This window comes from Stenotrophomonas sp., assembly GCF_050737075.1.
In the GTDB taxonomy this organism is placed as follows: Bacteria; Pseudomonadota; Gammaproteobacteria; order Xanthomonadales; family Xanthomonadaceae; genus Stenotrophomonas.
In genome coordinates this window covers 1-22,124 of record NZ_JBOHXV010000059.1, presented here as the reverse complement: position 1 = coordinate 22,124, position 22,124 = coordinate 1, and the positions used below count along the sequence as shown (strand labels likewise).

Sequence of the window (22,124 nt, the reverse complement as noted above, 5' to 3'; positions counted from 1 at the left end):
CCCACCTCGCCATTCGAGAGGGCGCAGTCCAAAGGTATGGACGACGGGCTCATGCCGCTTCACCGGGTGACCAAATGTCTGGACGCAGCACAGAGCGGGATACGCCCTCCACGCCCATCTCGGAGCCGATGGTCACAGAGGCTCGCTCAATGTTCTGGGCGAGCTCCGGACTAGTGCGCTTTCCTCGCCAGCCAGTCGCGCACTGCCATAGGTACCCTTCGGACGCGCCCGTCAGGACTGCTAGGCGCCGCTTCCGCTCGGGATCTGAAATGAAGGTTAGGAGGTCCATGTGGGCATATTTAGCCCTGCGCTAAACCATTGTGTCAAGCTGGTGGCGAAACATGGTTGTTTAGCTGATAGCTACGCTTGCACCATGGACGTGACCAGCACCCGACAGCGCAATCTCCGCACCCTCGTTGAAGGGCTCTCGGCCAATTTGGTCACCCAGAAGGCTGTTGCCATACGGCTAGACATGGCTCCGTCCTACCTCAATCAACTGCTGGGCGGCAAGAAGATGGGCGACGATGTCGCCCGTAAGGTCGAGCGCCAGGCCAACCTTCCCCACGGCTGGATGGATGTGGCTCACGACAGCCCAGATGCTGAGAGTGTCGCAAATGGCGCATCTCACTCCCTGCGAATCGACCCTGAGATCATCGCCTCCGCACTCAGGTTGTTGCGGCTGACCTTTGCCAATCTCGATATCGATGACTTTGATAACGAGCAGGATGGCACGCCACTAGCGTATGCGTACGAGTATCTACTCAAGCGCGGCGAGCAGCTGGTCACCCCCGACAACCTGATCGATTTTAGTAAGGCACTCGCCGAACGACTCAGGGAGAAGAATGGAAACGAAGAAGAAGGCGCCTCAGCCAGGGACAATGGAAGCACTGGCAGCGGTCATCGCCCAGCGCGTCGGAAAGCATAAGCAGCAGCCGAAGCTGCGCGTCATCAAGACGCCGAAGCCAAACATCATCGACGCGATCACCCGGGACTGCATTCTTCGCCGCATTCGTTGGCTGCGAGACCAGTACAACCTCAACTGCCTCATTGAACAAGCGACGTTCAACACGCCCGGCATCGATTGCCTCGAAGATGCCGAATTGATGCAGCTTCACCGTGAAATGGAAGATGCCCGCGAGTGTTGCGTCGAAGGCGTTTCTATTGAAGAGGCCGGCTTCATCCGCAACATCGCCATCCGAGACTGATCCATAGCCGGCGCGCTCAGCGCGCCGGACCTTCGGAGTCAAGGATTCTCGACTTGATACTTCTTCTCGATAGCGGACTGCCGCTCACGCCTGTCGTTAGCGCATCTCTGCCGCGCTAGATTCATGCTCGCATCTGCCGCTTGGCGCTCAGTCGCTATCGTCTGCTGAAGACCAGCAAGCTGGGTCCGAATTCCCGCCTCGTACGTCGCGCCCGCCAGGTTGTTCTTCGCCCGCGCCGCTGCAGCGTTGAGCTCCCCGATCTGCCGCTGATATCCAGCGATGCGCGAATTGACCGGCTGGTAGATGCTCGAGCTCGATGACGCCAGGCAGTTCCGCTCAGCGATCGCTGCGTCTGACAGGTCCGTCGAACGGTAAACGGCAGCGCGAGTCGCAGCTTCTCCTGCCGTCGAGCTCGCCGCTTTGGACGAACGAACCTTCATCTCCTCAGCTTGGGCACCGCACGGCCTCTGCGAGTAGACAGCCTCCCCACTCGCCCCCTTGCACTTGTAGACCTGCGCAGCGGCTTCATTGCTGCAGGCCAGGGCCATAAAGGTCATCCCGAACGCGACTGTGATCCTGAGCATCCCCATCTTCCTTGTGTGTGTGCACAGCGGATTATCGATCATCCAAGCAAGGATCAGCGGCGGCCATGAAAGAATTTAGCTGACAGATATTGCGTCCTTAATTTAGCTGTGAGATAAATATGCCCGTCGGCGCCCCAGCCGACGGGCGACCGGCGGGTCGTCATCGCGGCCCAGCCTCTCCCCTGCTGAGCCGTAGTCGCCTCTCCCCAGGCGCTAGGCCCGCCGGCGCCCTCCTTTTATACGGAGAGCGCCATGTCGACATATCAACTTCTCGCAGGGCTTGCACTAGCGATCGGGCTGATCGCGATCGCTCTTGCATCCGCATGCCTTTGGCAGATCGAGCAACTGCGCAAGGACTTCGAGGCGATTCCCGCCCCGTTCTGGATGGGGCCTTGGCCGCCGGCGCCTGGGGCGCTGTATGACAACACCTACGACTACACACACCTGGACTTCAGCTGGCTGACTTCTGGTGAGCAATTTGAGGCTCGTCGGGGTTGCTGGGTTACAGCCTCAGGGGCGCGCGATCGCTCTTCTACGCAGCGCCCTCAAGAGAGCGCTCCGGCCAAAGAAAGTGCTACCGCATTCGGTGGAAGCATAAACACGACGAACGACCTTCAACCGACTGCACAGATGCTCGTTGTCCATGCGGGCAATCCAGATGGTGATGGATTGCCGGGGTTTGATGGGCATTGGCAATACGGACAGTCCCTCCGCGTCGCGGCTGACAGCAGATCGAACAATTCTGTCGCGACGAACACGCCGCGCCCAAAGGCCGGAAGAGGTCAGTCCGACGTTGCTCAATGTGACGTCCAACAGCCCGATGTTCGTGATCCTAAGGCCAACCTGTCCGCCGTCTGCATAACTCAACGCGTTCGCGAACTCGCTGAAGGTCTTGGCACCGCTGGCGGTCGAGCTCGCAGCAGCTCGTTGCACCACGACTTGCACTCGCAACCGCGCGCCGTCACGGATCACCGAGCGGACAGCATTGAACACACCCAAGGCGGCACCTAGCACCGCTATTCCCAGTGTGACGCCCTGCAAAACGTCAATCCCTGCCATTTCCGAATTCCTTAAGTTCCTGTCTCCAGAGCATAGCGCCCTGGTACTCCTACGGAGAACGCCATGTCCTACCGACCCGCCGTCGACTCCCTGCCCAAGGCCCCGCGGCCAGTCCAAGCCGCGTCCTGCCTGCTGGCGCAGGCTGCTCGGGACCATACCCGTGCCAACGTACTCCGCGCCAGGAGCGCTGGCGAACACAGCAGGAATCAACTGCGCCGTTCGCGCCGAATGGGGGTTGCTGCCCACCGGGTTGAGGCCGAGTCTCGGGACATGGCGGCCGAGGTGCGGGCATGAACCGCCGGTATAGAGTCGCATGGGCCGCCCTCGCCTTCGTCGCGGCCATCGTCGTGCCACTTCGCTTGGCTGAAATCAGCCAAGGACACGCGGACCGCGATGCAGCCAAGGCGCGCTTCGCCGCTTTTACCTCGGTTCGGGGCTGATGCCATGCAGACGGCCCGCCCGACACCTTCTTCGATTCCCTTGTGCAAGCCGGGTCACCGCCCGCAAATCGTGACCACCCTTGGCGCCCCCACCGGACACCAGTTGGGCGCTCCGTGCCCGGCCTTGATCCATTTCGAGTGCCACCTCTGCCAGAAGGCCACTGTGCCCAGTCCGTCGCTCGCTATTGCCGAGCTGCGCTGGACCGACCCTAGCCTAGCAGCACAACTCATCCCGATTTCCCACCTCGCCCGCGCCCGTGGCGACGTGCTGGCGCGACTGCCCGCCCAGCACGTGGCCTGACCTGGAGAACGCAATGGCCACCCCTCTCAAGCCCCTCGAGCGCGCCGCGCTCATCACCGCCAGCGGTGCCGCGGGCCATGCCCTCAAGCGCACCCGCGGCGGCTTCTATTCACCCAAGCAGCCGGCTGCCATCTTCACCCGGCGCGTCGTCAACTGGCTCTACGAACGCGCCCTGGTCGATTACGACGACCCTCAGTTCCCGACCAAAGCAACGCTCACTAGGCTTGGGCAGGAGCAAGCCGGCGCGCTCATCGCAGCGACCTTGCAGAAAGCGGGAGTGGCGTGATGGAAAGCAAGCTCATTGCGTTGCTCCGCTCCAACGCCGATCTCTCATTTACCAAGCTGATGCTTCGCGAGGATCTGAGCACCACCGATTCAGTGGCGGAAATTCGGTCCAAGGAGGCGATTGCCGCAGTTGAGCAAGCCATCGGCGCCTTGGAACTTGCCGAAACAATGCTCACGGTGTTCGGTGTGGAGGGCGAAAAGCTGGAGCGGATCCGTGCCGCCATCGCCCGTGTGGACGGCGTGTTGTGAGCGCGCACGTTCTGCCCGTCGAGCAGTCCTTCCCTACGGGCATCCAGGGCACCAACTTGGTGCTGTTGGTCTGCGCCGGCTGGATCTGGGCTGGCCTGTATCCCAGCCCTTACAGCATCACGCCCGCTGAGGTATCGGCCGCCACCAGGCTCGTCGCGTCGGTGCGCGGCCGCCGGCTCCGGATTGGTGCTTGCGACTACCTGCTTTCCAAAAAATCCATGCAATCGGCGCGTCGCTGGCTGGACCGGCATGGCGTGGGCGTGCGTGACCAAGCAACCGAGGAAACCGCGTGAAACGTCCAATCCCGGCCTTCGAACGATCCCTGCCGACTGGCAGCCACAACAGCACCACCGTCCAGCATAAGGATCGCGAGCGCGCGGAGCTCGCCGATCTTCTCGCCGCTTTTCGACGTGCGGGCGGCAAGGTGGAAGTTCTGGGCAACACGCCAGTACGGCGAGAGCTGAGCCGACGACAGATCAACGACGCCGCTGCTGCAAACCGGCTCGGCACTCCTACCACTCTTTCCAACGTCGCCCCGAGGCGCGACCTGCGCACCCAGCTGCCCACGGAGGCCGACCATGCGTGAGCGCCCAATCCTGTTCAACGGGCCCACGGTTTGCGCCATCCTGGCCGGCCAGAAGATCCAGACCCGCAGCACGGTAAAGCCTGCAGCCGTGCCCTATGTGGAAACGCTGCAAGGCACCGTCTGCGAAGAAACACGCGCCAGTGCGTCGCGCCACATTGACCGTGGCCGTGCCGCCATTGTCGCACTGCCGCCCGGGGCATCCGAATGAAGTTAGATAAGGATCTCTCCATCTTCGCTCACACCCACGACCCGCTTCAGCCCGGTCCGGCCTATCTCGACAGCTTGCTGCGCCGTTTGATACGTGCGCCCCGCCAACGTCGCGAGAAGCTTATTAGTCACGAAGCCGTCGCGATCAATCGCCTCGACATAGCCTTCGTAGTTGCCAGGATCATTCGCGATCTCATGAGCAACCACCCGAACGACGTGGCCCCCCTGGTCTACCTCGCGGTGCAAGACCTCCGCAATGCTTTTCAGCGCGGCCTCAGTCCCAAGCCGCCGCGCATCCTCAAGGGTGCCAACAGCTGCGAAACCGCGATCCAAATACAAAGTGGTGTGATTGGGCTGCTGAATCTCGAACACATGGACCGACCAGCTGGGCGGACTTCGATTCACGTGGATGGTGGCAACTACGTTGTCCTGGCAAACCAGAAACACTTCGTCAGAGGCCTCGCGAATCTCATTCATTCGACAATCCTTAGTCCGGGATTCGGCCAAGCTTATCACCACGCAACCATGGGATCTCAACATGGCTGATTTCGAACAGCGGACCAGCGAGCTGCTGGCGCGAGAGCATGACGCGCGCGGAGAGCATTGGCGCGCTACGAACCTTCGGAGAGCACGAGTTGCGCCATACGCGGCGGAAGTTGCATCCACCGATGGCGCCCAGCGCTCCGCGCCGGACGGCTTCGCATTGCTCGACCTGGACGAAAATTCGCTCCTGTCGGACACACCTAAGGAGCAAATGCTTGATGCCGGCTGGCCGGACTCCGAAATGATCGGCGACCGCTTCGACAAGCAAGCGGAGACGTACGGCATTGAGCGGCAAGTTCGGTCTGGGGAGGGCGCACGATGAAACTCTTAACCACGGATAGGTGGCTCGACGTCTACTTCGATGCCGCCAGCCGTCCCAGCGTCGCTACGCTTCAACGCTGGCTCCGCGACGGAAAGATCCCTGGCAAAAAAGTAGGCGGCACTTGGGTTCATCGACGAACACGAATGGCTCGCTGACGGAGACGATCTGGTCGAGCGGGTACTCAAAGCAGGATGATTTATGACACCACGTCCACGCAGTAAGGCTCGCCAAGGATGGCCGGCCAATCTCTATCCAAACCGGGATGGGTTCAAGTACCGGCACCCGGTCACTCGTAAAGAGACGTTCATGGGTCGGGACCAGGCTAAGGCGTTCGCCGCTGCCAGGAAGCTGAATGCCATGCTCATGCCGGGCAATGACCTGGTAGATCGCGTCGTAGGCTCGCGCGAGACAGTGGCCGAAGCGATCGCGGTCTTCCGCCGCGATGACATCCCCGCGCGCGGCTGGGCACCGAAGACCGCAGAGGTTTACGAGAGCGTGATCCGCCGAATCGAGGCGGGCATGGGCAGTCGTCTGGCGGGAGACGTTACGGTCAAGGATTGCGCCGAGTTCATCCGCGCCGTGACCCAGTCCGATCGTGCGCGTCAGCAGTTCCGGCTTGTACTGGGGTGGATCATGGCGTGTGCCGTCCAGGAGGGCTGGATCGACACCAACCCAGTGCTAGCCACACGTCGGTTCCAGCACGAGCGAAAGCGCGCACGGCTCACCAAGGAGATGTATGCGGCGATCTGGGAACAGGCCGAACCTTGGCTGCGCCTGTCTATGGACTTATCGCTGGTCACTCTGCTGCGCCGCGAAGACGTTGTGTCGTTAAAGTTCACAGACGTGCGGGACGGCTTCCTTTGGGTGGTGCCCTTGAAAACCGAGGGAAGCACACTGGTAAAATTGAAGATCAATATTGGCGAGCAGCTGGCTGCTCTTTTGGCACAGGCGCGCGACGCTGTGCTTTCTCCGTTCGTGGTCCATCGTCTCCCGGATCGTGCGCGCCCATCCGACAAGCGGGCAGCAGCACGGAAACACCACACCCAGGTCATGCCCGAACAGCTGACGCGAGCTTTTCAAGATGCACGCGAGGCAGCCGGCATCAGCGGTGCGAATCCGCCAAGCTTTCACGAAATCCGCAGCCTCGGCGGAGCCTTGTTGAGCGAATCTGGCTGGGCAATTGATCAGGTGCAAAGCCTGATGGGGCATTCTTCCGTAGCGATGACTGAACACTATCTGGAAGGTCACGAAACAACTTGGCAGGAGGTCTGTGCCGGAGCCACGCTGCTGCGATAACCCCTGTCATGCCACAATTGCCTCCTACGCAGGAAACCTCGATGAACTACGCTCAAGACGAGATTCTAAGAATAATGCAATGGCTACTCCCTCAGCTGGCTGCTGATGAGATATTGGCCGTTGAGCTTGCGTACAAGGATGTCCGCAGAAAGGCCGACGTTGCCATTCTCTCGCCATCCCGCCTGACCGCGATCGAAGTGAAAGGCCCGAGAGACAACCTGCAGAAGCTCCATCCTCAGATTTCCGATTATCTCCAGGGATTTCAGGAAGTGTACGTTGCAGCTGCTACGCGATTTATCCCGCAACTTTCAAAGGAAATGCCTCGACAAGTAGGAATAATTGAGCTGGCCTCCGATGCGGTCAAGCATCGGCGGAAAGCCACTCGACGAGCCTGTCTCCCCAAGGACGGCGCCATTCATTGGCTGCAGACGCGCGATCTACAAAGGTTGCTTGGACCCGCATCCAAGGGAAAGGCGATTGAGCATCTTCGAGAGCATGCAGTGGCAAACTTGAGCAGCGTTCAACTGTCAAATGCAGCACTAAAATCGGTCTTTGACAGAGCCAAAGCACGTTACGACATCTTCCGCTCTGAACTTGGCGAGCGGCTGACGCACGATGATATCGAAACGCTCCAGCTACCCACCAAGATCCGTTAACCCAAGCCTCACAGCCTGCCGAGTGATATGGAAATTTACGCGCACGGCAATCCAGTGCGCTGGTGACTTACCTAGCACCTTCCCGTCAGCGGCACTCGCGATGTTGTGGTCACCCCAGCAAGGAAGAGCAGAGTAATCCGCATCGTTGTAAGCCATGAATGCAGCCTTTTCATAGCCCCCCGCATTCCTTCGATAACGATGGTAGTAAAGCTCTCCACTCAGTGGAACGTCCACTCGGGGAACCCAATTTGTCACGACGCCAACGAAGTCGGCAGGATGGACTAGCGCATAGTCACCATGGAGGATGTCATGCATACCGGGCTCGCTTTGCGTGACCGAGGATAGACTGACTTCAAGTAGGCCAAACTTTCCGTAGGCATCTCCGCCGTAGTCCGGCAAAACGACGCTACTGGGAAACCCACTGGACGCGACAACACGCGCTGCAAAACCGTGCCCGGCTACGGATAACGATGATGAACAACCAATTTGCACATCATGATAAGAGGCCTTTTGGACGTAGCCGCCGTCAGTAATGAAGACAACTCTATCCAGCGTACCAAGCTGCTCCCTCAAGATGCCAGCAAGCGACTCCACCTCTTCATAGTTATGCGGCACTCGAATGGCCACAAGCCGATGCCGATTAAGAAAGGCATTGCACTGAAGTGAAATGCTCTTCGGATCGAGGGGATCGGTCAAGTGGACAACGGGAATGGACAATGAATCCAGCTGGGCCAGGACGAAACCTCGCCATGCACGAAAGCCGCCGGACGGATCCAACAGCTTCTCAATCTCTGGGTTAGTTAGGCTTTCCATGGAGGTTACGTCGGCGATGTACGCCCTACCTGCCAACGCTGCCTCGATCTTGTCCACGCATACTGCGACGGCGCCATCGACGTTCTTCTTAGTGCGTCTTGACTTGGTGAACTCAATGACAGGTAAAACGAAGTCCTTGACCGCTCCCGAAAGCTCCGAGAACCCTTTAATCTCTGCGTCCCGAGTCCGAAGGATCGGAACGTAGTGCTTCCCAGCGATACTGTCCATTCGTTATCCCATGCGGTAGCCCAATTTCTCCAGCCTAAAACGCATCGCCAATGTGGATACGTCGAAGTGCCTCGCTAGATCGTTAAGGTTTCTCAACCCTTTGTCAACCGCGGCCCTCACATCGCCTGTCGGCATGAGCAGCGCCGCCGCGAAAGAATCCGCGTCACGCTCCATCGGCTGCCGATCATCCCTGCGGCGGGCGAAGCTTCTATCGGAAAAAGAACTCTGGTCACCACGATGCAGGACGAAGTGGGCAATTTCGTGTGCGAGCGTAAATCTCTGCCTCACAGGGTGGTGGTAGGAGTTTATCCCAGCGACCCAGCCACCAGCGCGTTGTTCCAAGAATCCAGAGACCTCATCATCCATGGCCTCATACACAACTTTGATCCCTAGGGCGCCCGCAATTCCGCTCACGTCGCATGGCGATGAGCTGATTTTCTCTCGCGCCATGACAGCTTGCAACTCTTCCAGGGAAGCAACGTCACGCAGCTCCGCAGGAGCCACGGCTGCAGCCCTAGCAGGCTTGTTCAGCTTAACGATCGCCATCCTCGACCTCTCGTTCTCTACTTACCACAATGTCGTCCAATGCTTCGTACAGTCGTTGTAGCTCTTCAACCAAGTCCTGAACATTGCCCAGCTGTTCCTCAATGCCGGAGGCAACATTCACCTGAATCTTGTCTCGCAGGAAATCCTTAAAGTCCTTCGACTCCACGATCTCTCGAAGAGCTCGGTCCATCTCGGAACGGCTACCAGCCTTGACCGTAAAGAAGGCCAGCGACAGCACAGCTGCTAGCAATACTGTGAGTACAGTGATCACTGTCCCATAGAAGCTGGTCAAGGTATCGAGATGCCTACCGAATGGCTCCTCCACAGGAGGCGCCTGTGGTTCTGCCGCCTTTGGGGTCAGATTGTACGCATTCGTCCAAGACGGCCCCTCACCGGCGCCAGCCATTGCATAAATTGGCGCGAATAGAACCATTGCTGCACACATGACCAACACTAGGCAGTCCATCTTGTGGCTGCGCATCCAAGCGATCACCTTCATTCCTTTCACCTGCGCCTTCATACCGTTCACCTGCAGAGCTCACTTTGGATCGGAGCATATGCCCGTCTCAACCGGGGCGACAACCGTGTTAAGCGCTGTCCGCAACTATGGCAGACGCTTCGATAGGGTGAAAATAGGGTGGGAATAGGGTGGCTCAGAAAAAAGGCCCGCGCATTGCTGCGTAGGCCTTTGTTCTACAACCAGTTTTGGTCGGGACGGCCGGATTTGAACCGACGACCCTCTGCCCCCCAGGCAGATGCGCTACCAGGCTGCGCTACGCCCCGATGATGCTGGTGTTGTCCCTGCTTTGCAGCAGGCCGACAAGTATAACGGGTTTGATCGAAAAATGGTTCAGCGACGGAGCAGTTGCAGCACTTCTTCCAGCTCCATGCGCGTCTGCTTGATGATCTGGTTGCTCAGCGCCGATTCGTCGCGGGCGCCGGCACCTTCCAGGCGCAGGCGGGCACCGCCGATGGTATAGCCCTGCTCATAGAGCAGGCCGCGGATCTGGCGCACCATCAGCACGTCGTGGCGCTGGTAGTAGCGGCGGTTGCCACGGCGCTTGGCCGGTTCCAGGCTGGGAAATTCAGTTTCCCAGTAGCGAAGCACGTGCGGCTTTACATCGCACAGCTCGCTGACTTCACCAATGGTGAAGTAGCGCTTGGCCGGTATCGGCGGAAGCTCGCGGTTACTGCCCGGATCCAGCATATGCCTCTACCCTTTCCTTGAGCTTCTGGCCCGGACGGAAGGTGACCACCGTACGGGCGGAAATCGGAATTTCCTCACCGGTCTTCGGGTTGCGGCCCGGGCGCTGGTTCTTGCGCCGCAGGTCGAAATTGCCGAAGCCGGACAGCTTCACCTGACGTCCCTGTTCCAATGCTTCACGCAGCACATCGAAGAACGCGTCGACAAATTCCTTGGCTTCGCGCTTGTTCAGACCCACTTCGTCGAACAGCTTTTCGGCCATCTCAGCCTTGGTCAATGCCATTGCCTGCTACCCCCATGCTGCCCGCTCAACCGCGGATCCGGGCGTGGTGTTCACGCTCCATTGCGGCCACCGCCTCGGTGACCACCGCATCCACGTCGCGGTCCGTCAGAGTGCGCGACTTGTCCTGCAAAATCAAGCCCATAGCGAGACTCTTGAAGCCCGGCTCTACCCCCTGCCCCACGTAACGGTCGAACAGGGTCACCTGGCGAAGCAGCGGACCGACGGCCCGGCGCAGGGTGGCTTCCAAGTCGGCCCAGGCGGCCGCCTCGGGAACCAGGAAGGCCAAATCGCGGCGCACCGAAGGGAAACGCGACAGCTCGCTGGCGCGCGGCAGGGTGCGGGCGGCCAGCGGGGACAGGTCCAGCTCGAAGGCGAACACGTCCACGTCGATGTCCATGGCTTTGGCCAGGCGCGGGTGGATCTGGCCGATCCAGCCCAGGTTGACCCCATCACGCAGCACCTCGGCCGAACGCGCCGGGTGGCCGTACGGGCGGGTGGACGGCACGAAGCTGAGCGCGGCGCCGGAGGCGGCGGCCAGCGATTCCAGGTCGCCCTTGAGGTCATGGAAATCGACCTTGCGGGTGGCCAGGCCCCACTGCAGGGAATCGGCGTCGCCGCAGACGGCGGCGGCCACGCGCTGGGTTTCCAGCGGTGCCGGCGCGCCCTCCCCGGCCTGCTGGTGGAACACGCGGCCGAGCTCGAACAGGCGCACGGTGCCCTGCTGGCGGGCGGCGTTGCGGCCCAGCGTGGCCACCAGGCCCGGCAGCAGCGACGGGCGCATCACCGCCAGTTCGGCCGACAGCGGGTTGGCCAGCGGCACCAGGCCGTCGGCCAGCTGCCACTGCGCAAGCAGGTGGGCATCGACGAAGGCGAAGTTGATGGTTTCCTGCAGGTCGCGGGCGACCAGCTGGCGGCGCGTGCTCAGGTCGTCCAGGCGGGTCTCGCTGGGCATGGCCACGCGCGCGGCACCGCCCGGCAGGGTGGTGGGAATGCGGTCGTAGCCGTGGATACGGGCCAGCTCTTCGATGAGGTCTTCTTCGATGGCGATGTCGAAGCGGCGGCTCGGCGCGGTGACCTGCCAGCCGTCGGCGGCGGCAGCCACGTCCATGCCCAGGGCGCGCAGGATGCGCTCCACGTCGGCATCGGCAATCTGCAGGCCGAGCACACGGGCGATGCGCGCGCGGCGCAGGCCGATGGTCGCGGTCGCCGGCAGGTCGCCTTCGCGCACCGCCTCGGTCACCGGGGCCGGGGTACCGCCGGCCAGGTCCAGCACCAGCCGGGTGGCGTATTCGATCGCGGTGCGCGGCAGCGCCGGGTCCACGCCACGCTCGAAGCGGTGGCCCGCGTCGGTGTGCAGGCCCAGCTTGCGGCCACGGCCCATGATGGCGGCCGGCGCGAAGTGCGCGGCCTCCAGGAACACGGCGGTGGTGTCGTCGGTGACGCGGCTGTCGTAACCGCCCATCAGGCCAGCCAGGCCGACCGGACGGTCGGCGTCGGTGACTACCAGGAAGCTGTCGTCCAGCGCGGCGTCGCGGCCGTCGAGCAGCTTGAGGGTTTCACCGGCGCGCGAGCGGCGCACGCCAATGCTGCCCTGCAGGGTGCCCAGGTCGTAGGCGTGCATCGGCTGGCCCAGTTCCAGCATCACGTACTGGGTGATGTCGACCAGCAGCGACACGGGGCGCACGCCGCTGCGGCGCAGACGCTCGGCCATCCACAGCGGGGTGGCGGCGCGCGGGTTGACGCCTTCGATCACACGGCCGAGGTAGCGCGGCGCTTCGGCGCCGGCGTCCAGGGAAATGCTGAGTTCGCGACTGCCCACGGCGGCTACCGGCGCGGCGTTGAACGGCACCACTTCACTGGCGCACGCGGCGGCCACGTCGAAGGCGATGCCGCGCACGCTGAAGCAGTCGGCGCGGTTAGGGGTGAGCTTGATCTCGATGCTGGCGTCGGGCAGGCCCAGGTATTCCACCAGCGACTGGCCCACAGGCGCATCGTCCGGCAGTTCGAACAGGCCCGAGGCGTCGCTGTCCAGGCCCAGTTCCTTGGCCGAGCACAGCATGCCGTTGGAATCCACGCCACGCAGCTTGGCAGCCTTGATGCTGAGCTCGCCGATCTTGGCGCCGATCATCGCCAGCGGCGCGACCAGGCCCGGGCGCGCGTTCGGCGCGCCGCACACGATCTGCAGCTGCTCGCCCTGCCCAGCGTCGACCTGGCAGATCTGCAGGCGGTCGGCTTCGGGATGGCGCTCGGCCGAAACGATCCGCGCCACCACCACGTGGTCCAGGCCCGCGCCAAGGTCGGTGACCTCTTCGACTTCCAGGCCGATGGCGGTCAGCACCGCGCCAAGCTCGTCGCGCGAGGCGGTGGTGGGAACGTGGCTGCGCAGCCAGTTTTCAGAGAATTTCATGGTGTCACCCTGGTGGGCCCGGCGCAGGCGCCTTGAGCCTTGATGATGCGTGTTATGGGTTGTCCGGCAGCCGGGCAGAGCCCGGCTCTACGAGCTACGCGAATTGCTTGAGGAACCGCACGTCGTTCTCGAAGAACGCGCGCAGGTCGTTCACGCCGTAACGCAGCATGGCGAAACGCTCCACGCCCAGGCCGAAGGCGAAGCCGGTGTAGCGCTCCGGGTCGATGCCCACGTTGCGCAGCACGTTCGGGTGCACCATGCCGCAGCCGAGCACTTCCAGCCAGCGGGTGCTGCCGTCGGGCTGCTGCCAGGCGATGTCCACTTCCGCGCCGGGTTCAACGAACGGGAAGTAGCTGGGGCGGAAGCGCATTTCGAAGTCGCGCTCGAAGAACGCGCGCACAAACTCGGACAAGGTGCCCTTGAGGTCGGCGAAGGTCGAATGCTCATCCACCAGCAGCCCTTCCACCTGGTGGAACATGGGCGAATGGGTCTGGTCGCTATCGCTGCGGTACACCTTGCCGGCCGCGATCATGCGCAGCGGCGGCGCGTGGTCGCCCATGTAGCGCACCTGCACACCGGAGGTATGCGTGCGCAGCAGGCGGCCGTCGCCGAAGTAGAAGGTGTCGTGCATGGCACGCGCCGGGTGGTGCGGCGGGAAGTTCAGCGCTTCGAAGTTGTGCCAGTCGTCTTCGATTTCCGGACCTTCGGAAAGCTCGTAACCCAGGCGGCCGAAGATCTCGGTGATGCGCTCCAGGGTACGCGTGACCGGGTGCAGGCCACCGCGTTCGGCGCCACGGCCCGGCAGGGTAATGTCGATCGCTTCGGCGGCCAGGCGCGCGTCGAGCGCGGCGTTCTCCAGCACGGCCTTGCGTTCGCCCAGCGCGCTGGTCAGCGCGTCACGGGCCAGGTTGATGGCTTCGCCGGCGGCCTTGCGTTCGTCGGCGGGCAGCGTGCCCAGCTGCTTGAGCTGTGCGGTGATGCTGCCGCTCTTGCCGAGCAGGGCCACGCGCAGGGCTTCCAGCGCATCGGGACTCTGGGCGGCGGCCACGTCGGCCAGCGCCTGGGTGGTCAGGGATTGGATGTCACTCATGGATAGCCTGGACCTCGCGTCGGTATGCCATCGCGATGCGCGCCGGGCCGACCCCCGTCGCCACCGCTGTCGGGGCGGCACCCGATTGGGCTGCCGCCGCCACAAAAAAGAATGGGGAAGGACTTGCGCCCTTCCCCATGCATTGCCTTACCCGCAGCCGTTGCGTTTGCACGGCAACGGCGGGGAATGGACTTATGCCGCCAGCGCGCCCTTGGCCTTTTCGGCCAGTGCAGCAAAACCAGCTGCGTCGTGCACGGCGATGTCAGCCAGAACCTTACGGTCCAGGGTGATGCCGGACTTGAGCAGGCCGTTCATGAAACGGCTGTAGCTCAGGCCGTTGATGCGGGCAGCCGCGTTGATGCGGGTGATCCACAGCGAACGGAAGTTGCGCTTCTTCTGCTTACGACCGATGTAGGCGTACTGCTGTGCCTTGATCACGGCCTGCTTGGCAACGCGGAAGACCTTGCGGCGAGCGTTGTAGTAACCCTTCGCCAGGGTCAGAATTTTCTTGTGGCGGCGACGCGCCTGTACGCCACGCTTTACTCGTGCCATGGGTCAGTCCTCAGAGGTAGGGAAGCATACGGTTCAAACGGCCTGCGTCTTCTGCACGAACATGGTTCGTCTGACGCAGATTGCGCTTCCGCTTGGTCGACTTCTTCGTGAGGATGTGGCTACGGTTGGCGTGGCCAGCCTTGAACTTACCGGAGGCGGTCTTGCGGAAACGCTTGGCCGCCGCCCGGTTGGTCTTGATCTTGGGCATTGCAATGTCCTTGATGATGTTTTGTCACTGACCAGGGCGGTGGCATTGCCACACTTTCCGTCCGTGCCCTTGCCTGCTTGTAAGCCCGGGATCCCCGATGGGAACCAGGCCGGTCCTGTTGCCGTTGAAAAGCTTGAAACCGTTCAAAACAGCAGCCCCGCAAAAACGGGGTCGCCCATTATGCATGGGAACTGTGACGGTTGCAAACCTTTGATTGGGCGGGGTTTGCTGCGCTGGGGTTGCAGGCGACCACAAACCTGAACGGAGCGACGCCCCGTCCGGCCACGCGCCGCGTGGCCGCGCGTGGTTCTGGACCGCGAAGCCACCCATGGGGTGGCTCTACGCGTCAAACCCTTATTTCTTCTTGGGCGCGATCATCATGACCATCTGCCGGCCTTCCAGGCGCGGACGGGACTCGATCACGATGTCCTCGCCCAGATCGGTTTCGATCCGGTTGGCCATTTCGCGACCCAGTTCCTGATGGCTCATTTCACGGCCACGGAAGCGGATGTTGACCTTGATCTTGTCGCCCTCTTCCAGGAAACCGCGCATCTTGCGCAGCTTGATCTGGTAGTCGCCTTCGTCGGTGACCGGACGGAATTTGACTTCCTTGATCTCGACCTGCTTGGTCTTCTTCTTGGCCTCGTTGGCCTTCTTCTGCGCTTCGAACTTGAACTTGCCGAAGTCCATGATCTTGCACACCGGCGGATCAGCCTGCGGCTGAATCTCGACCAGGTCCAGACCTTCTTCTTCGGCCATCGACAGCGCTTCGTCACGCGTCAACACGCCAATCATTTCACCGTCGCTGCCGATCACGCGTACGCGCGGCACTCGGATTTCCTGATTCTTGCGGTTCTGTTTGTTGTCAGGGGTACTGATATTGCAATCTCCCAGAGGAATCAAACCGGCCCTCGCGGATCATCCGCAGGGCCGGGACTTTCTTACACAGACTGTTCTGCCTGCAACCGCTCGATGAAGGCCTGGACGGACATGCTGCCCAGATCTTCGCCCGAGCGCGTACGCACGGCCACGGCGCCATTTTCCTTCTCACGGTCGCCCACCACCAGCAGATATGGGACCCGCTGCAGCGTATGCTCGCGAATCTTATATCCGATCTTCTCATTGCGCAAATCGGACGTTACCCGGAAGCCTTGATCTGCAAGGGTTTTCGTCACTTCCTGCACGTATTCAGCCTGGGCATCGGTGATATTGGCCACCACCGCCTGGGTCGGCGCCAGCCAGGACGGGAACTGCCCGGCATGGTGTTCGATCAGGATGCCGATGAAGCGCTCCATGGAGCCCACGATGGCCCGGTGCAGCATGACCGGGTGCTTCTTCTGGCTGTTTTCGTCCACGTACTCGGCGCCCAGGCGGCCCGGCATCATGAAGTCGACCTGCATGGTGCCCAGCTGCCAGGTACGGCCAATGGCGTCCTTGAGGTGGTATTCGATCTTCGGGCCGTAGAAGGCGCCCTCGCCCGGCAGCTCCTGCCATTCCACGCCGCAGCGGGACAGCGCCGAACGCAGGGCTGCCTCGGCCTTGTCCCAGGTGGCGTCGTCGCCCAGGCGCGATTCGGGGCGCAGCGCGATCTTGATCTGGATGTCGTCGAAGCCGAAGTGCTCATACACCGCCAGCGCCTGCTGGTGGAAGGCGGTCACTTCCGATTCGATCTGCGACTCGGTGCAGAACACGTGCCCGTCGTCCTGGGTGAAGCCACGCACGCGCAGGATGCCGTGCAGCGCGCCCGAGGGCTCGTTGCGGTGGCAGGAGCCGAACTCACCGTAGCGGATCGGCAGGTCGCGGTAGCTGTGCAGGCCCTGGTTGAACACCTGGATGTGGCCCGGGCAGTTCATCGGCTTGACGGCGTAGGTGCGCTTCTCCGATTCGGTGAAGAACATGTTGTCCTGGTAGTTGTCCCAGTGGCCCGACTTCTTCCACAGGCTCACGTCCAGGATCTGCGGGCAGCGCACTTCGCCGTAGCCGCTCTTGCGGTAGACCTTGCGCATGTACTGCTCCACCACCTGCCACAGCGCCCAGCCCTTGGGGTGCCAGAACACCAGGCCCGGGGCCTCTTCCTGCAGGTGGAACAGGTCCTGCTGCTTGCCGATGCGGCGGTGGTCGCGCATTTCGGCTTCTTCGATGCGCTTGATGTAGGCCTCGAGCTGCTTCTTGTCGGCCCAGGCGGTGCCGTAGATGCGCTGCAGCTGCTCGTTCTGCGCATCGCCACGCCAGTAGGCGCCGGAGATGCGGGTCAGCTTGAAGGCCTTCAGGAAGCGCGTGTTGGGCACGTGCGGGCCGCGGCACATGTCCACGTATTCCTGGTGGTAATACATGCCCATGGCCTGGATGTCGGGCGACATGTCCTCGATCAGGCGCAGCTTGTACTCCTCGCCACGGGCCTTGAAGATCTCCACCACTTCAGCGCGCGGGGTCACCTTCTTGACCACGTCGTAGTCCTGCGCGATCAGCTCGCCCATGCGCTTTTCGATGGCGGCCATGTCGTCGGGCGTGAACGGGCGCTCGGACTGGATGTCGTAATAGAAGCCTTCGGCGATCACCGGGCCGATCACCATCTTGGCGTCCGGGTACAGCTGCTTGACCGCATGGCCGACCAGGTGGGCGCAGGAGTGGCGGATGATCTCCACGCCCTCCTCGTCCTTGGCGGTGATGATGCGCAGGGTCGCGTCATGGTCGATTACGTCACTGGCATCGACCAGCACGCCATCCACCGAACCGGCGATGGTGGCCTTGGCCAGGCCGGCGCCGATCGACTGGGCGACGTCCATGACACTGACGGGGTTTTCGAACTCACGGCGGCTGCCGTCGGGGAGCGTGATCGCGATCATGACTGTGCTTTGTGCTGGTGGGCCTGCGGCGCAGGCCAGGGAAACGGGGGTCGAGGGTGTCCGGGGCGCGCGGCCGGATAAAAGAAAAGCGCCACGAAGGCGCCTGGGCAAGGGGCCGTCATGACGTTCAGCGCTGGGCGGTGGTAGTGCTCATGTCGCACGCTGGACCGGCGCTTGGCGCGGGTCACCTTGTTGCCTCGAGGTGGATGCCCCGATCTTAAACCATACGAAGGGAAAGCCCAATCTCCGGCCGTCCGGGTAGCGCCGGCCGTTGGCCGGCTTCCAGTACCGTCCGCCATGGTCGGGTCCCGCCAACGCCCGGCGCTACCGGTGTGGGGGGACTAGAGGATTGAGAATAGCGGGAAAGAGCGAAACAAAGCGGGAAAAAACGGGACGAATCTCCGCCGCTGCTGGCTTTCGGCCTGATACGTCGGCTGAGGATCGTCGTGCCGCTAGGTTTGCAAAATGAGGGGATTTCGTTCCCTCTGGACACTAGAAATGCGAAACGGCCGATCTGGTGATCGGCCGTTCGATGGGCATTTGAAGAAACTCTATCGCGCCGGGAAATCATCGGCCAAATCGCAGCCAGTCATGGCGATGTCTACCAGGCGCAGAAGAGCCGCAGCAAGGGCCTCGAGCTGGCAAGTCTCCATGTGCCGAAGCGTGGGGGCTTGGGCCTGATCCAGCGCCTGATCAACCACTGATCGCCACCCGTATCTCATTGATATACGGGTTATTTCGCCTATGGCACGCCTCCGAACCAACTGATCGTCTGCCGCACAAATTATCTCGGCGCGTTTGAACTCGACCGTGCCGTTGGCCCAGATCACCTCCGACATCAATCGCGTCAACTTAGCGACCAGTAGCCGCTGCCCTGCTTTTTCCATCAACCGCACCTCCTTGAGCCAAACCGACTGCACGCCGAGCGAGCGGGATGACCTCAGCTTCAGGCAATCCGCTTCCCAGCAGCTCATACACCAGCATCACGGCTTCAGCGCGCTTGGCCGCCGGGAGAAACGCATTCCTGGTCGCCAAGGCGTCATCGACCGCCTGCATTGCCAGTATCAAGCGGTCCTGATTCAAGTCCTGCGACTGAATAGGCGAATTGCGACACGAATCGTCGCCTGCACCCTCAAGTTGGCCAGAAGCCGCGCCAGCAGCGGTATCTAACTGCTCCGGACCCTCGCCCATCAGAACCCAATTGAGGTTCCAGCCACGCTCGTGCAAGGCCGCCAGCGTCCGTAGATCCGGCTCTCGCTTGTCCTGCTCATAGTTTTGAAAGGTGCGCAGCGGCACCCCGAGGCTTTCAGCGAAATCACGCTGAGAGCGAAAGGCACGTATGTGCGTAATTCGCCGACCTATCGTCTCCATCATTCGCGTCGCACTTCGAGAGCCAAAAGTGCGACACGACAGCGAGCCGACGCTGCCCGCGTCGCACTTTCAGTAACCAATTGATTTTCAGACATTTGCTTTGCCTCATACGAACGTGCGTCACAAAACCAAAGTGCGACGCACGAAGGTGCTTGACAGGTGCACAAACGTGCGTAATATCTGCACCGTAGACATCACCTACGGAAGAGTTCTCACGTGTCAGCACATCAGCCCGCAAAAAAAACCAGTCTTCAGGACTGGCACCCTGCTGAAGTCGTTGCGGCCCTGCGCATGAAGGGGTTCTCCCTGCGCCAGCTGGCCTTGCTCAACGGCTACGGCAATCCAAATAGTATGACCACCGCCCTACGTCGTCCCTACCCCTTGGCCGAAGCAATTATCGCCGAGGCTTTGTGCCGACCGGCGTCCGACATCTGGCCCACCCGATACGGCCCGGACGGTAAGCCCAACCGCGGCCCCAGCGGGCAACGCGCCCTGCTACCCAGCGATGCTAAGGCTAGCGTACTGCGCGTAGTTCGCAATGCGCAAAAGGCAGGTGGCCAATGACCACCCTGTCTATCTATCGGTGCGCGACCTTGTGCCGGTCGGTCCTGGTTGGGCTGGCCCGTGCGGGGAGCCGCCGATGAACCGCCGCAGCAGGCCCATGGCACAGGGAGATGCCCGGACCGGGGATCTGTTCGCCATTCCGCGCGCAGCAGCCCCGGTCGCGGGGTCCATGGATTACCGCCAGGGCGTCAGCGCATTGGTCGGAGACATGTTGTCAATAGCTGCAGCGGCGGGGTTGGATCGCTACGAGATCGCCAGCCAAGCCAGCCGACTGACCGGTAAGGACGTGTCCAAGGCCATGCTCGATGGCTACACCGCCGAGTCGCGCGAGGAATTCAATATTCCGTATTGGCTGGCGCCGGTACTGGAATCGGTATGCAGTAGCACGCGGTTGACCCAGTGGCTCGTGGGGGTACGCGGCGGTCGGTTTCTGGTTGGGGCCGAAACGCTGGATGCCGAGATCGGCCGTGTCAGCCAAGAAGTGGACAGCGCGGCGGCGCGACTCAAGCAGTTGCGCGACCTGCGCAGGAGGGTGCGGTGATGGTCAGGCCTGCGGCATCGAGCGCCAAGCCCGCCTCCAATATCGAATCGATGCCGGAAACATCTGGCATAGCAGCAGTTGTTCCATTCGTAGCGACCAAACCGCAGGCACCAGCCATAGCTGCGGATTCTCCGGAATCTCACGCATTGTCTGGTAGGCAGCGCCGATCAGGTTCCGAACGCCCCGGCTTTGCCGACGTGTCAGAGGCGCTAGCGTTTGCCGAAGCCAAGCGACGTCATCGGGCGGAACAGGCGGCAAAAGCTGCTGGATGTGCCCCGACAAACCAAGTGCGTCCTCAAGATAAAGAGGGCGCACCAGCCAATCTTCTGGCGCGCTTGGCGGCAGCGCTGCGCGCAATAGTACAAGTTCTCGCCGCAGGGGGGCGGAAGCCATGAGCGTGGTGGTTCCAGAAAACAGCTCATCAAAGGTACTGGCATCGATTTCAGCTGACATAGGGCTGGATTCTAGCAGCGCTTTGCCGCCGTCCTTGGACCTGGCCGCTATTTCTGTTGCATTGCGTGTGACCAAACGCTCTGTAGAACGTCGATCAATCAAGGAAGGCTGGTCGTTTGAAGCACGCTCGATGCGCGGTGGCCAGAAGCGCTTCTTCACTACCGCCAGCTTGCCCGACGACGTGCACGCAGCGTTGCTGCTCAATCAAGCGCCCCGCGTAGTTAAGGCAAGTGAATTCCGTACCACGGGTCTGTCCGCTGAGCAAATTGCTTCGGCCTGGCAGCGTTACGACGCTGTACCCCAGCACCTCAAAGATGAGGCACAGCGTCGCCTCCGCGCAGTGCAGGCCGTGGAAGGACTGGTGGCTGATCGTCGCCCGTTGATGGAGGCGCGCACCTTGGTCGCGGCCCAGTTGCAGCGCGAGAACGTCCGAGGGGCGAGCGTTGCCAGTCTCGGGCGGTGGGCTGCCTTGGTGTCGAATGTGGACAAACATCACCGGCTCGCACTGCTGGTGCCGGCCTATACCGGGCGCACGGTCAAGGCGGAAATCCCGTCCGAAGCCTGGGACCTGTTCAAAGGCGACTACCTGCGAGTGGAAGCGCCTACGGCAAGCAGCTGCTACGACCGGCTGAAGCGTATCGCCACCGTCAAGGAATGGCCGGCATTACCGTGTTTGAAGACCTTTCAACGGCGGATTGAAGCCGAGCTTCCCCGTGCGGTGCTGATCCTCGCCCGCCAGGGTCAGGAGAAGTTCGATCAAACGTTCCCGGCCCAGGAGCGTGATCGCTCGATTTTCCATGCCCTGGAAGCGGTCAACAGCGACGGCCACAAGTTCGACGTGTTCGTAAAGTGGCCTGATGGCACGGTGGCGCGGCCGATCATGGTCGGCGTCCAGGATCTCTACAGCGGGAAGCTGCTGGGCTATCGCATCGCAGAAACCGAATCGGCAGACCTGGCGCGCTTCGCCTTCCGTGACGTGATGGAGCGCTACGGCATTCCCGCCAAGGTCTGGCTGGACAACGGCCGCGGATTCGCCTCCAAGATGCTCACCGGCGGCACCGCCAACCGCTTCCGCTTCAAGGTCCGCGACGATGACCCCACGGGCGTCCTGACCGCCATGGGCTGCGAGATCCACTGGGCCACGCCGTACCATGGCCAGGCCAAGCCCATCGAGCGTGCCTGGCGCGACCTGTGCGACCGCATCGCAAAGCACCCGGCGTTCGCTGGCGCCTATACGGGCAACAAGCCGGATGCCAAGCCGGAGAACTACGGCAGCAAGGCCATC

General features: G+C 61.9%; 29 protein-coding genes and 1 tRNA gene. 13 read left to right on the top strand and 17 right to left on the bottom strand.

The window, feature by feature from the left end; genetic code table 11:
* The first annotated feature begins 373 nt into the window (after positions 1-373).
* Both ACREPD_RS14415 and ACREPD_RS14410 read left to right on the top strand, forming a co-directional pair.
* Positions 374-925 (top strand): helix-turn-helix domain-containing protein, encoded by a 552-nt coding sequence (locus ACREPD_RS14415; protein WP_431599950.1) that lies wholly within the window; start codon positions 374-376, stop codon positions 923-925.
* Complete coding sequence (locus ACREPD_RS14410; RefSeq protein ID WP_431599949.1) at positions 879-1,205, top strand: hypothetical protein; 327 nt, start codon at positions 879-881, stop codon at positions 1,203-1,205. Before ACREPD_RS14415 ends, ACREPD_RS14410 begins: the two co-directional genes overlap by 47 nt.
* 38 nt (positions 1,206-1,243) lie before the next feature.
* On the opposite strand, the gene ACREPD_RS14405 is transcribed toward ACREPD_RS14410, so the two are convergent.
* Together ACREPD_RS14405 and ACREPD_RS14400 are read right to left on the bottom strand one after the other, a co-directional pair.
* Positions 1,244-1,789, bottom strand: a complete 546-nt coding sequence (locus tag ACREPD_RS14405; RefSeq protein WP_431599948.1) for a DUF4124 domain-containing protein — start codon at positions 1,787-1,789, stop codon at positions 1,244-1,246.
* 510 nt (positions 1,790-2,299) lie between these two features.
* A complete protein-coding gene (locus ACREPD_RS14400) occupies positions 2,300-2,848 on the bottom strand; it encodes a hypothetical protein (protein ID WP_431599947.1) in 549 nt (182 codons plus the stop codon).
* 754 nt (positions 2,849-3,602) lie between these two features.
* On the opposite strand from ACREPD_RS14400, the gene ACREPD_RS14395 reads away from it, so the two are divergent.
* From ACREPD_RS14395 to ACREPD_RS14375, 5 genes are read left to right on the top strand one after another with little or no spacing between them, the layout of a single operon-like run.
* The gene (locus ACREPD_RS14395) at positions 3,603-3,875 is read left to right on the top strand and encodes a hypothetical protein (RefSeq protein ID WP_431599946.1); all 273 of its coding nucleotides are present in this window, start codon (positions 3,603-3,605) and stop codon (positions 3,873-3,875) included.
* Positions 3,875-4,123 (top strand): hypothetical protein, encoded by a 249-nt coding sequence (locus ACREPD_RS14390; protein ID WP_431599945.1) that lies wholly within the window; start codon positions 3,875-3,877, stop codon positions 4,121-4,123. Before ACREPD_RS14395 ends, ACREPD_RS14390 begins: the two co-directional genes overlap by 1 nt.
* Positions 4,120-4,416, top strand: a complete 297-nt coding sequence (locus tag ACREPD_RS14385) for a hypothetical protein (protein ID WP_431599944.1) — start codon at positions 4,120-4,122, stop codon at positions 4,414-4,416. Before ACREPD_RS14390 ends, ACREPD_RS14385 begins: the two co-directional genes overlap by 4 nt.
* Positions 4,413-4,709: a hypothetical protein gene (locus tag ACREPD_RS14380; protein WP_431599943.1), complete on the top strand. Its 297-nt coding sequence runs from the start codon at positions 4,413-4,415 to the stop codon at positions 4,707-4,709. Before ACREPD_RS14385 ends, ACREPD_RS14380 begins: the two co-directional genes overlap by 4 nt.
* Positions 4,702-4,917, top strand: a complete 216-nt coding sequence (locus ACREPD_RS14375; RefSeq protein ID WP_431599942.1) for a hypothetical protein — start codon at positions 4,702-4,704, stop codon at positions 4,915-4,917. The genes ACREPD_RS14380 and ACREPD_RS14375 overlap by 8 nt, the downstream gene beginning before the upstream one ends.
* Positions 4,918-4,919: 2 nt before the next feature.
* On the opposite strand, the gene ACREPD_RS14370 is transcribed toward ACREPD_RS14375, so the two are convergent.
* Complete coding sequence (locus ACREPD_RS14370; RefSeq protein WP_431599941.1) at positions 4,920-5,393, bottom strand: hypothetical protein; 474 nt, start codon at positions 5,391-5,393, stop codon at positions 4,920-4,922.
* 61 nt (positions 5,394-5,454) lie between these two features.
* Between ACREPD_RS14370 and ACREPD_RS14365 the strand changes: the two genes are divergently transcribed.
* The 3 genes from ACREPD_RS14365 to ACREPD_RS14355 all read left to right on the top strand — a co-directional run bounded on the left by ACREPD_RS14365 (position 5,455) and on the right by ACREPD_RS14355 (position 7,733).
* Complete coding sequence (locus ACREPD_RS14365) at positions 5,455-5,781, top strand: hypothetical protein (protein ID WP_431599940.1); 327 nt, start codon at positions 5,455-5,457, stop codon at positions 5,779-5,781.
* 198 nt (positions 5,782-5,979) lie between these two features.
* Positions 5,980-7,077: a tyrosine-type recombinase/integrase gene (locus ACREPD_RS14360; protein WP_431599939.1), complete on the top strand. Its 1,098-nt coding sequence runs from the start codon at positions 5,980-5,982 to the stop codon at positions 7,075-7,077.
* Positions 7,078-7,118: 41 nt separating this feature from the next.
* Positions 7,119-7,733: a sce7726 family protein gene (locus tag ACREPD_RS14355; RefSeq protein WP_431599938.1), complete on the top strand. Its 615-nt coding sequence runs from the start codon at positions 7,119-7,121 to the stop codon at positions 7,731-7,733.
* Here ACREPD_RS14355 and ACREPD_RS14350 read toward each other — a convergent pair.
* The 13 genes from ACREPD_RS14350 to ACREPD_RS14290 all read right to left on the bottom strand — a co-directional run bounded on the left by ACREPD_RS14350 (position 7,713) and on the right by ACREPD_RS14290 (position 19,206).
* A complete protein-coding gene (locus ACREPD_RS14350) occupies positions 7,713-8,774 on the bottom strand; it encodes a beta family protein (RefSeq protein WP_431599937.1) in 1,062 nt (353 codons plus the stop codon). The two genes, ACREPD_RS14355 and ACREPD_RS14350, sit on opposite strands and share 21 nt — an antisense overlap.
* A gap of 3 nt (positions 8,775-8,777) precedes the next feature.
* Positions 8,778-9,320 carry an ImmA/IrrE family metallo-endopeptidase gene (locus ACREPD_RS14345; protein ID WP_431599936.1) on the bottom strand — a complete coding sequence of 181 codons (543 nt, stop codon included), beginning with the start codon at positions 9,318-9,320 and terminating at the stop codon, positions 8,778-8,780.
* Complete coding sequence (locus tag ACREPD_RS14340) at positions 9,307-9,840, bottom strand: hypothetical protein (RefSeq protein ID WP_431599935.1); 534 nt, start codon at positions 9,838-9,840, stop codon at positions 9,307-9,309. The genes ACREPD_RS14345 and ACREPD_RS14340 overlap by 14 nt, the downstream gene beginning before the upstream one ends.
* A 186-nt stretch (positions 9,841-10,026) precedes the next feature.
* Positions 10,027-10,103 (bottom strand) — tRNA-Pro (locus ACREPD_RS14335).
* A gap of 67 nt (positions 10,104-10,170) precedes the next feature.
* Positions 10,171-10,527: a MerR family transcriptional regulator gene (locus ACREPD_RS14330; RefSeq protein ID WP_068853353.1), complete on the bottom strand. Its 357-nt coding sequence runs from the start codon at positions 10,525-10,527 to the stop codon at positions 10,171-10,173.
* Positions 10,508-10,807, bottom strand: coding sequence for an integration host factor subunit alpha (locus ACREPD_RS14325; RefSeq protein WP_005410432.1), 300 nt, complete (start codon positions 10,805-10,807; stop codon positions 10,508-10,510). Before ACREPD_RS14325 ends, ACREPD_RS14330 begins: the two co-directional genes overlap by 20 nt.
* Before the next feature lie 25 nt (positions 10,808-10,832).
* Positions 10,833-13,214, bottom strand: a complete 2,382-nt coding sequence (gene pheT, locus ACREPD_RS14320) for a phenylalanine--tRNA ligase subunit beta (RefSeq protein WP_431599934.1) — start codon at positions 13,212-13,214, stop codon at positions 10,833-10,835.
* A gap of 94 nt (positions 13,215-13,308) precedes the next feature.
* Complete coding sequence (locus tag ACREPD_RS14315) at positions 13,309-14,304, bottom strand: phenylalanine--tRNA ligase subunit alpha (RefSeq protein WP_421570596.1); 996 nt, start codon at positions 14,302-14,304, stop codon at positions 13,309-13,311.
* A 192-nt stretch (positions 14,305-14,496) separates the two neighbouring features.
* Complete coding sequence (gene rplT, locus ACREPD_RS14310) at positions 14,497-14,856, bottom strand: 50S ribosomal protein L20 (RefSeq protein WP_017355264.1); 360 nt, start codon at positions 14,854-14,856, stop codon at positions 14,497-14,499.
* A gap of 10 nt (positions 14,857-14,866) precedes the next feature.
* Positions 14,867-15,064 carry a 50S ribosomal protein L35 gene (gene rpmI, locus ACREPD_RS14305; RefSeq protein WP_017355265.1) on the bottom strand — a complete coding sequence of 66 codons (198 nt, stop codon included), beginning with the start codon at positions 15,062-15,064 and terminating at the stop codon, positions 14,867-14,869.
* Positions 15,065-15,418: 354 nt separating this feature from the next.
* Positions 15,419-15,958 carry a translation initiation factor IF-3 gene (infC, locus tag ACREPD_RS14300; RefSeq protein ID WP_421570656.1) on the bottom strand — a complete coding sequence of 180 codons (540 nt, stop codon included), beginning with the start codon at positions 15,956-15,958 and terminating at the stop codon, positions 15,419-15,421.
* Positions 15,959-16,005: 47 nt separating this feature from the next.
* A complete protein-coding gene (gene thrS, locus ACREPD_RS14295; protein ID WP_431599933.1) occupies positions 16,006-17,910 on the bottom strand; it encodes a threonine--tRNA ligase in 1,905 nt (634 codons plus the stop codon).
* 852 nt (positions 17,911-18,762) lie between these two features.
* Positions 18,763-19,206, bottom strand: a complete 444-nt coding sequence (locus ACREPD_RS14290; RefSeq protein WP_431599932.1) for a hypothetical protein — start codon at positions 19,204-19,206, stop codon at positions 18,763-18,765.
* A gap of 291 nt (positions 19,207-19,497) precedes the next feature.
* Here ACREPD_RS14290 and ACREPD_RS14285 point away from each other — a divergent pair, with 291 nt between their 5' ends.
* Both ACREPD_RS14285 and ACREPD_RS14280 read left to right on the top strand, forming a co-directional pair.
* Positions 19,498-19,845, top strand: a complete 348-nt coding sequence (locus tag ACREPD_RS14285) for a helix-turn-helix domain-containing protein (RefSeq protein WP_431599931.1) — start codon at positions 19,498-19,500, stop codon at positions 19,843-19,845.
* Positions 19,846-19,921: 76 nt separating this feature from the next.
* Positions 19,922-20,386 (top strand): hypothetical protein, encoded by a 465-nt coding sequence (locus ACREPD_RS14280; RefSeq protein WP_431599930.1) that lies wholly within the window; start codon positions 19,922-19,924, stop codon positions 20,384-20,386.
* A 3-nt stretch (positions 20,387-20,389) separates the two neighbouring features.
* On the opposite strand, the gene ACREPD_RS14275 is transcribed toward ACREPD_RS14280, so the two are convergent.
* The gene (locus ACREPD_RS14275) at positions 20,390-20,839 is read right to left on the bottom strand and encodes a hypothetical protein (protein ID WP_431599929.1); all 450 of its coding nucleotides are present in this window, start codon (positions 20,837-20,839) and stop codon (positions 20,390-20,392) included.
* Positions 20,840-20,873: 34 nt separating this feature from the next.
* Between ACREPD_RS14275 and ACREPD_RS14270 the strand changes: the two genes are divergently transcribed.
* The coding region (locus ACREPD_RS14270) for a transposase domain-containing protein (protein ID WP_431599928.1) at positions 20,874-22,124 on the top strand (1,251 nt) is incomplete at its 3' end.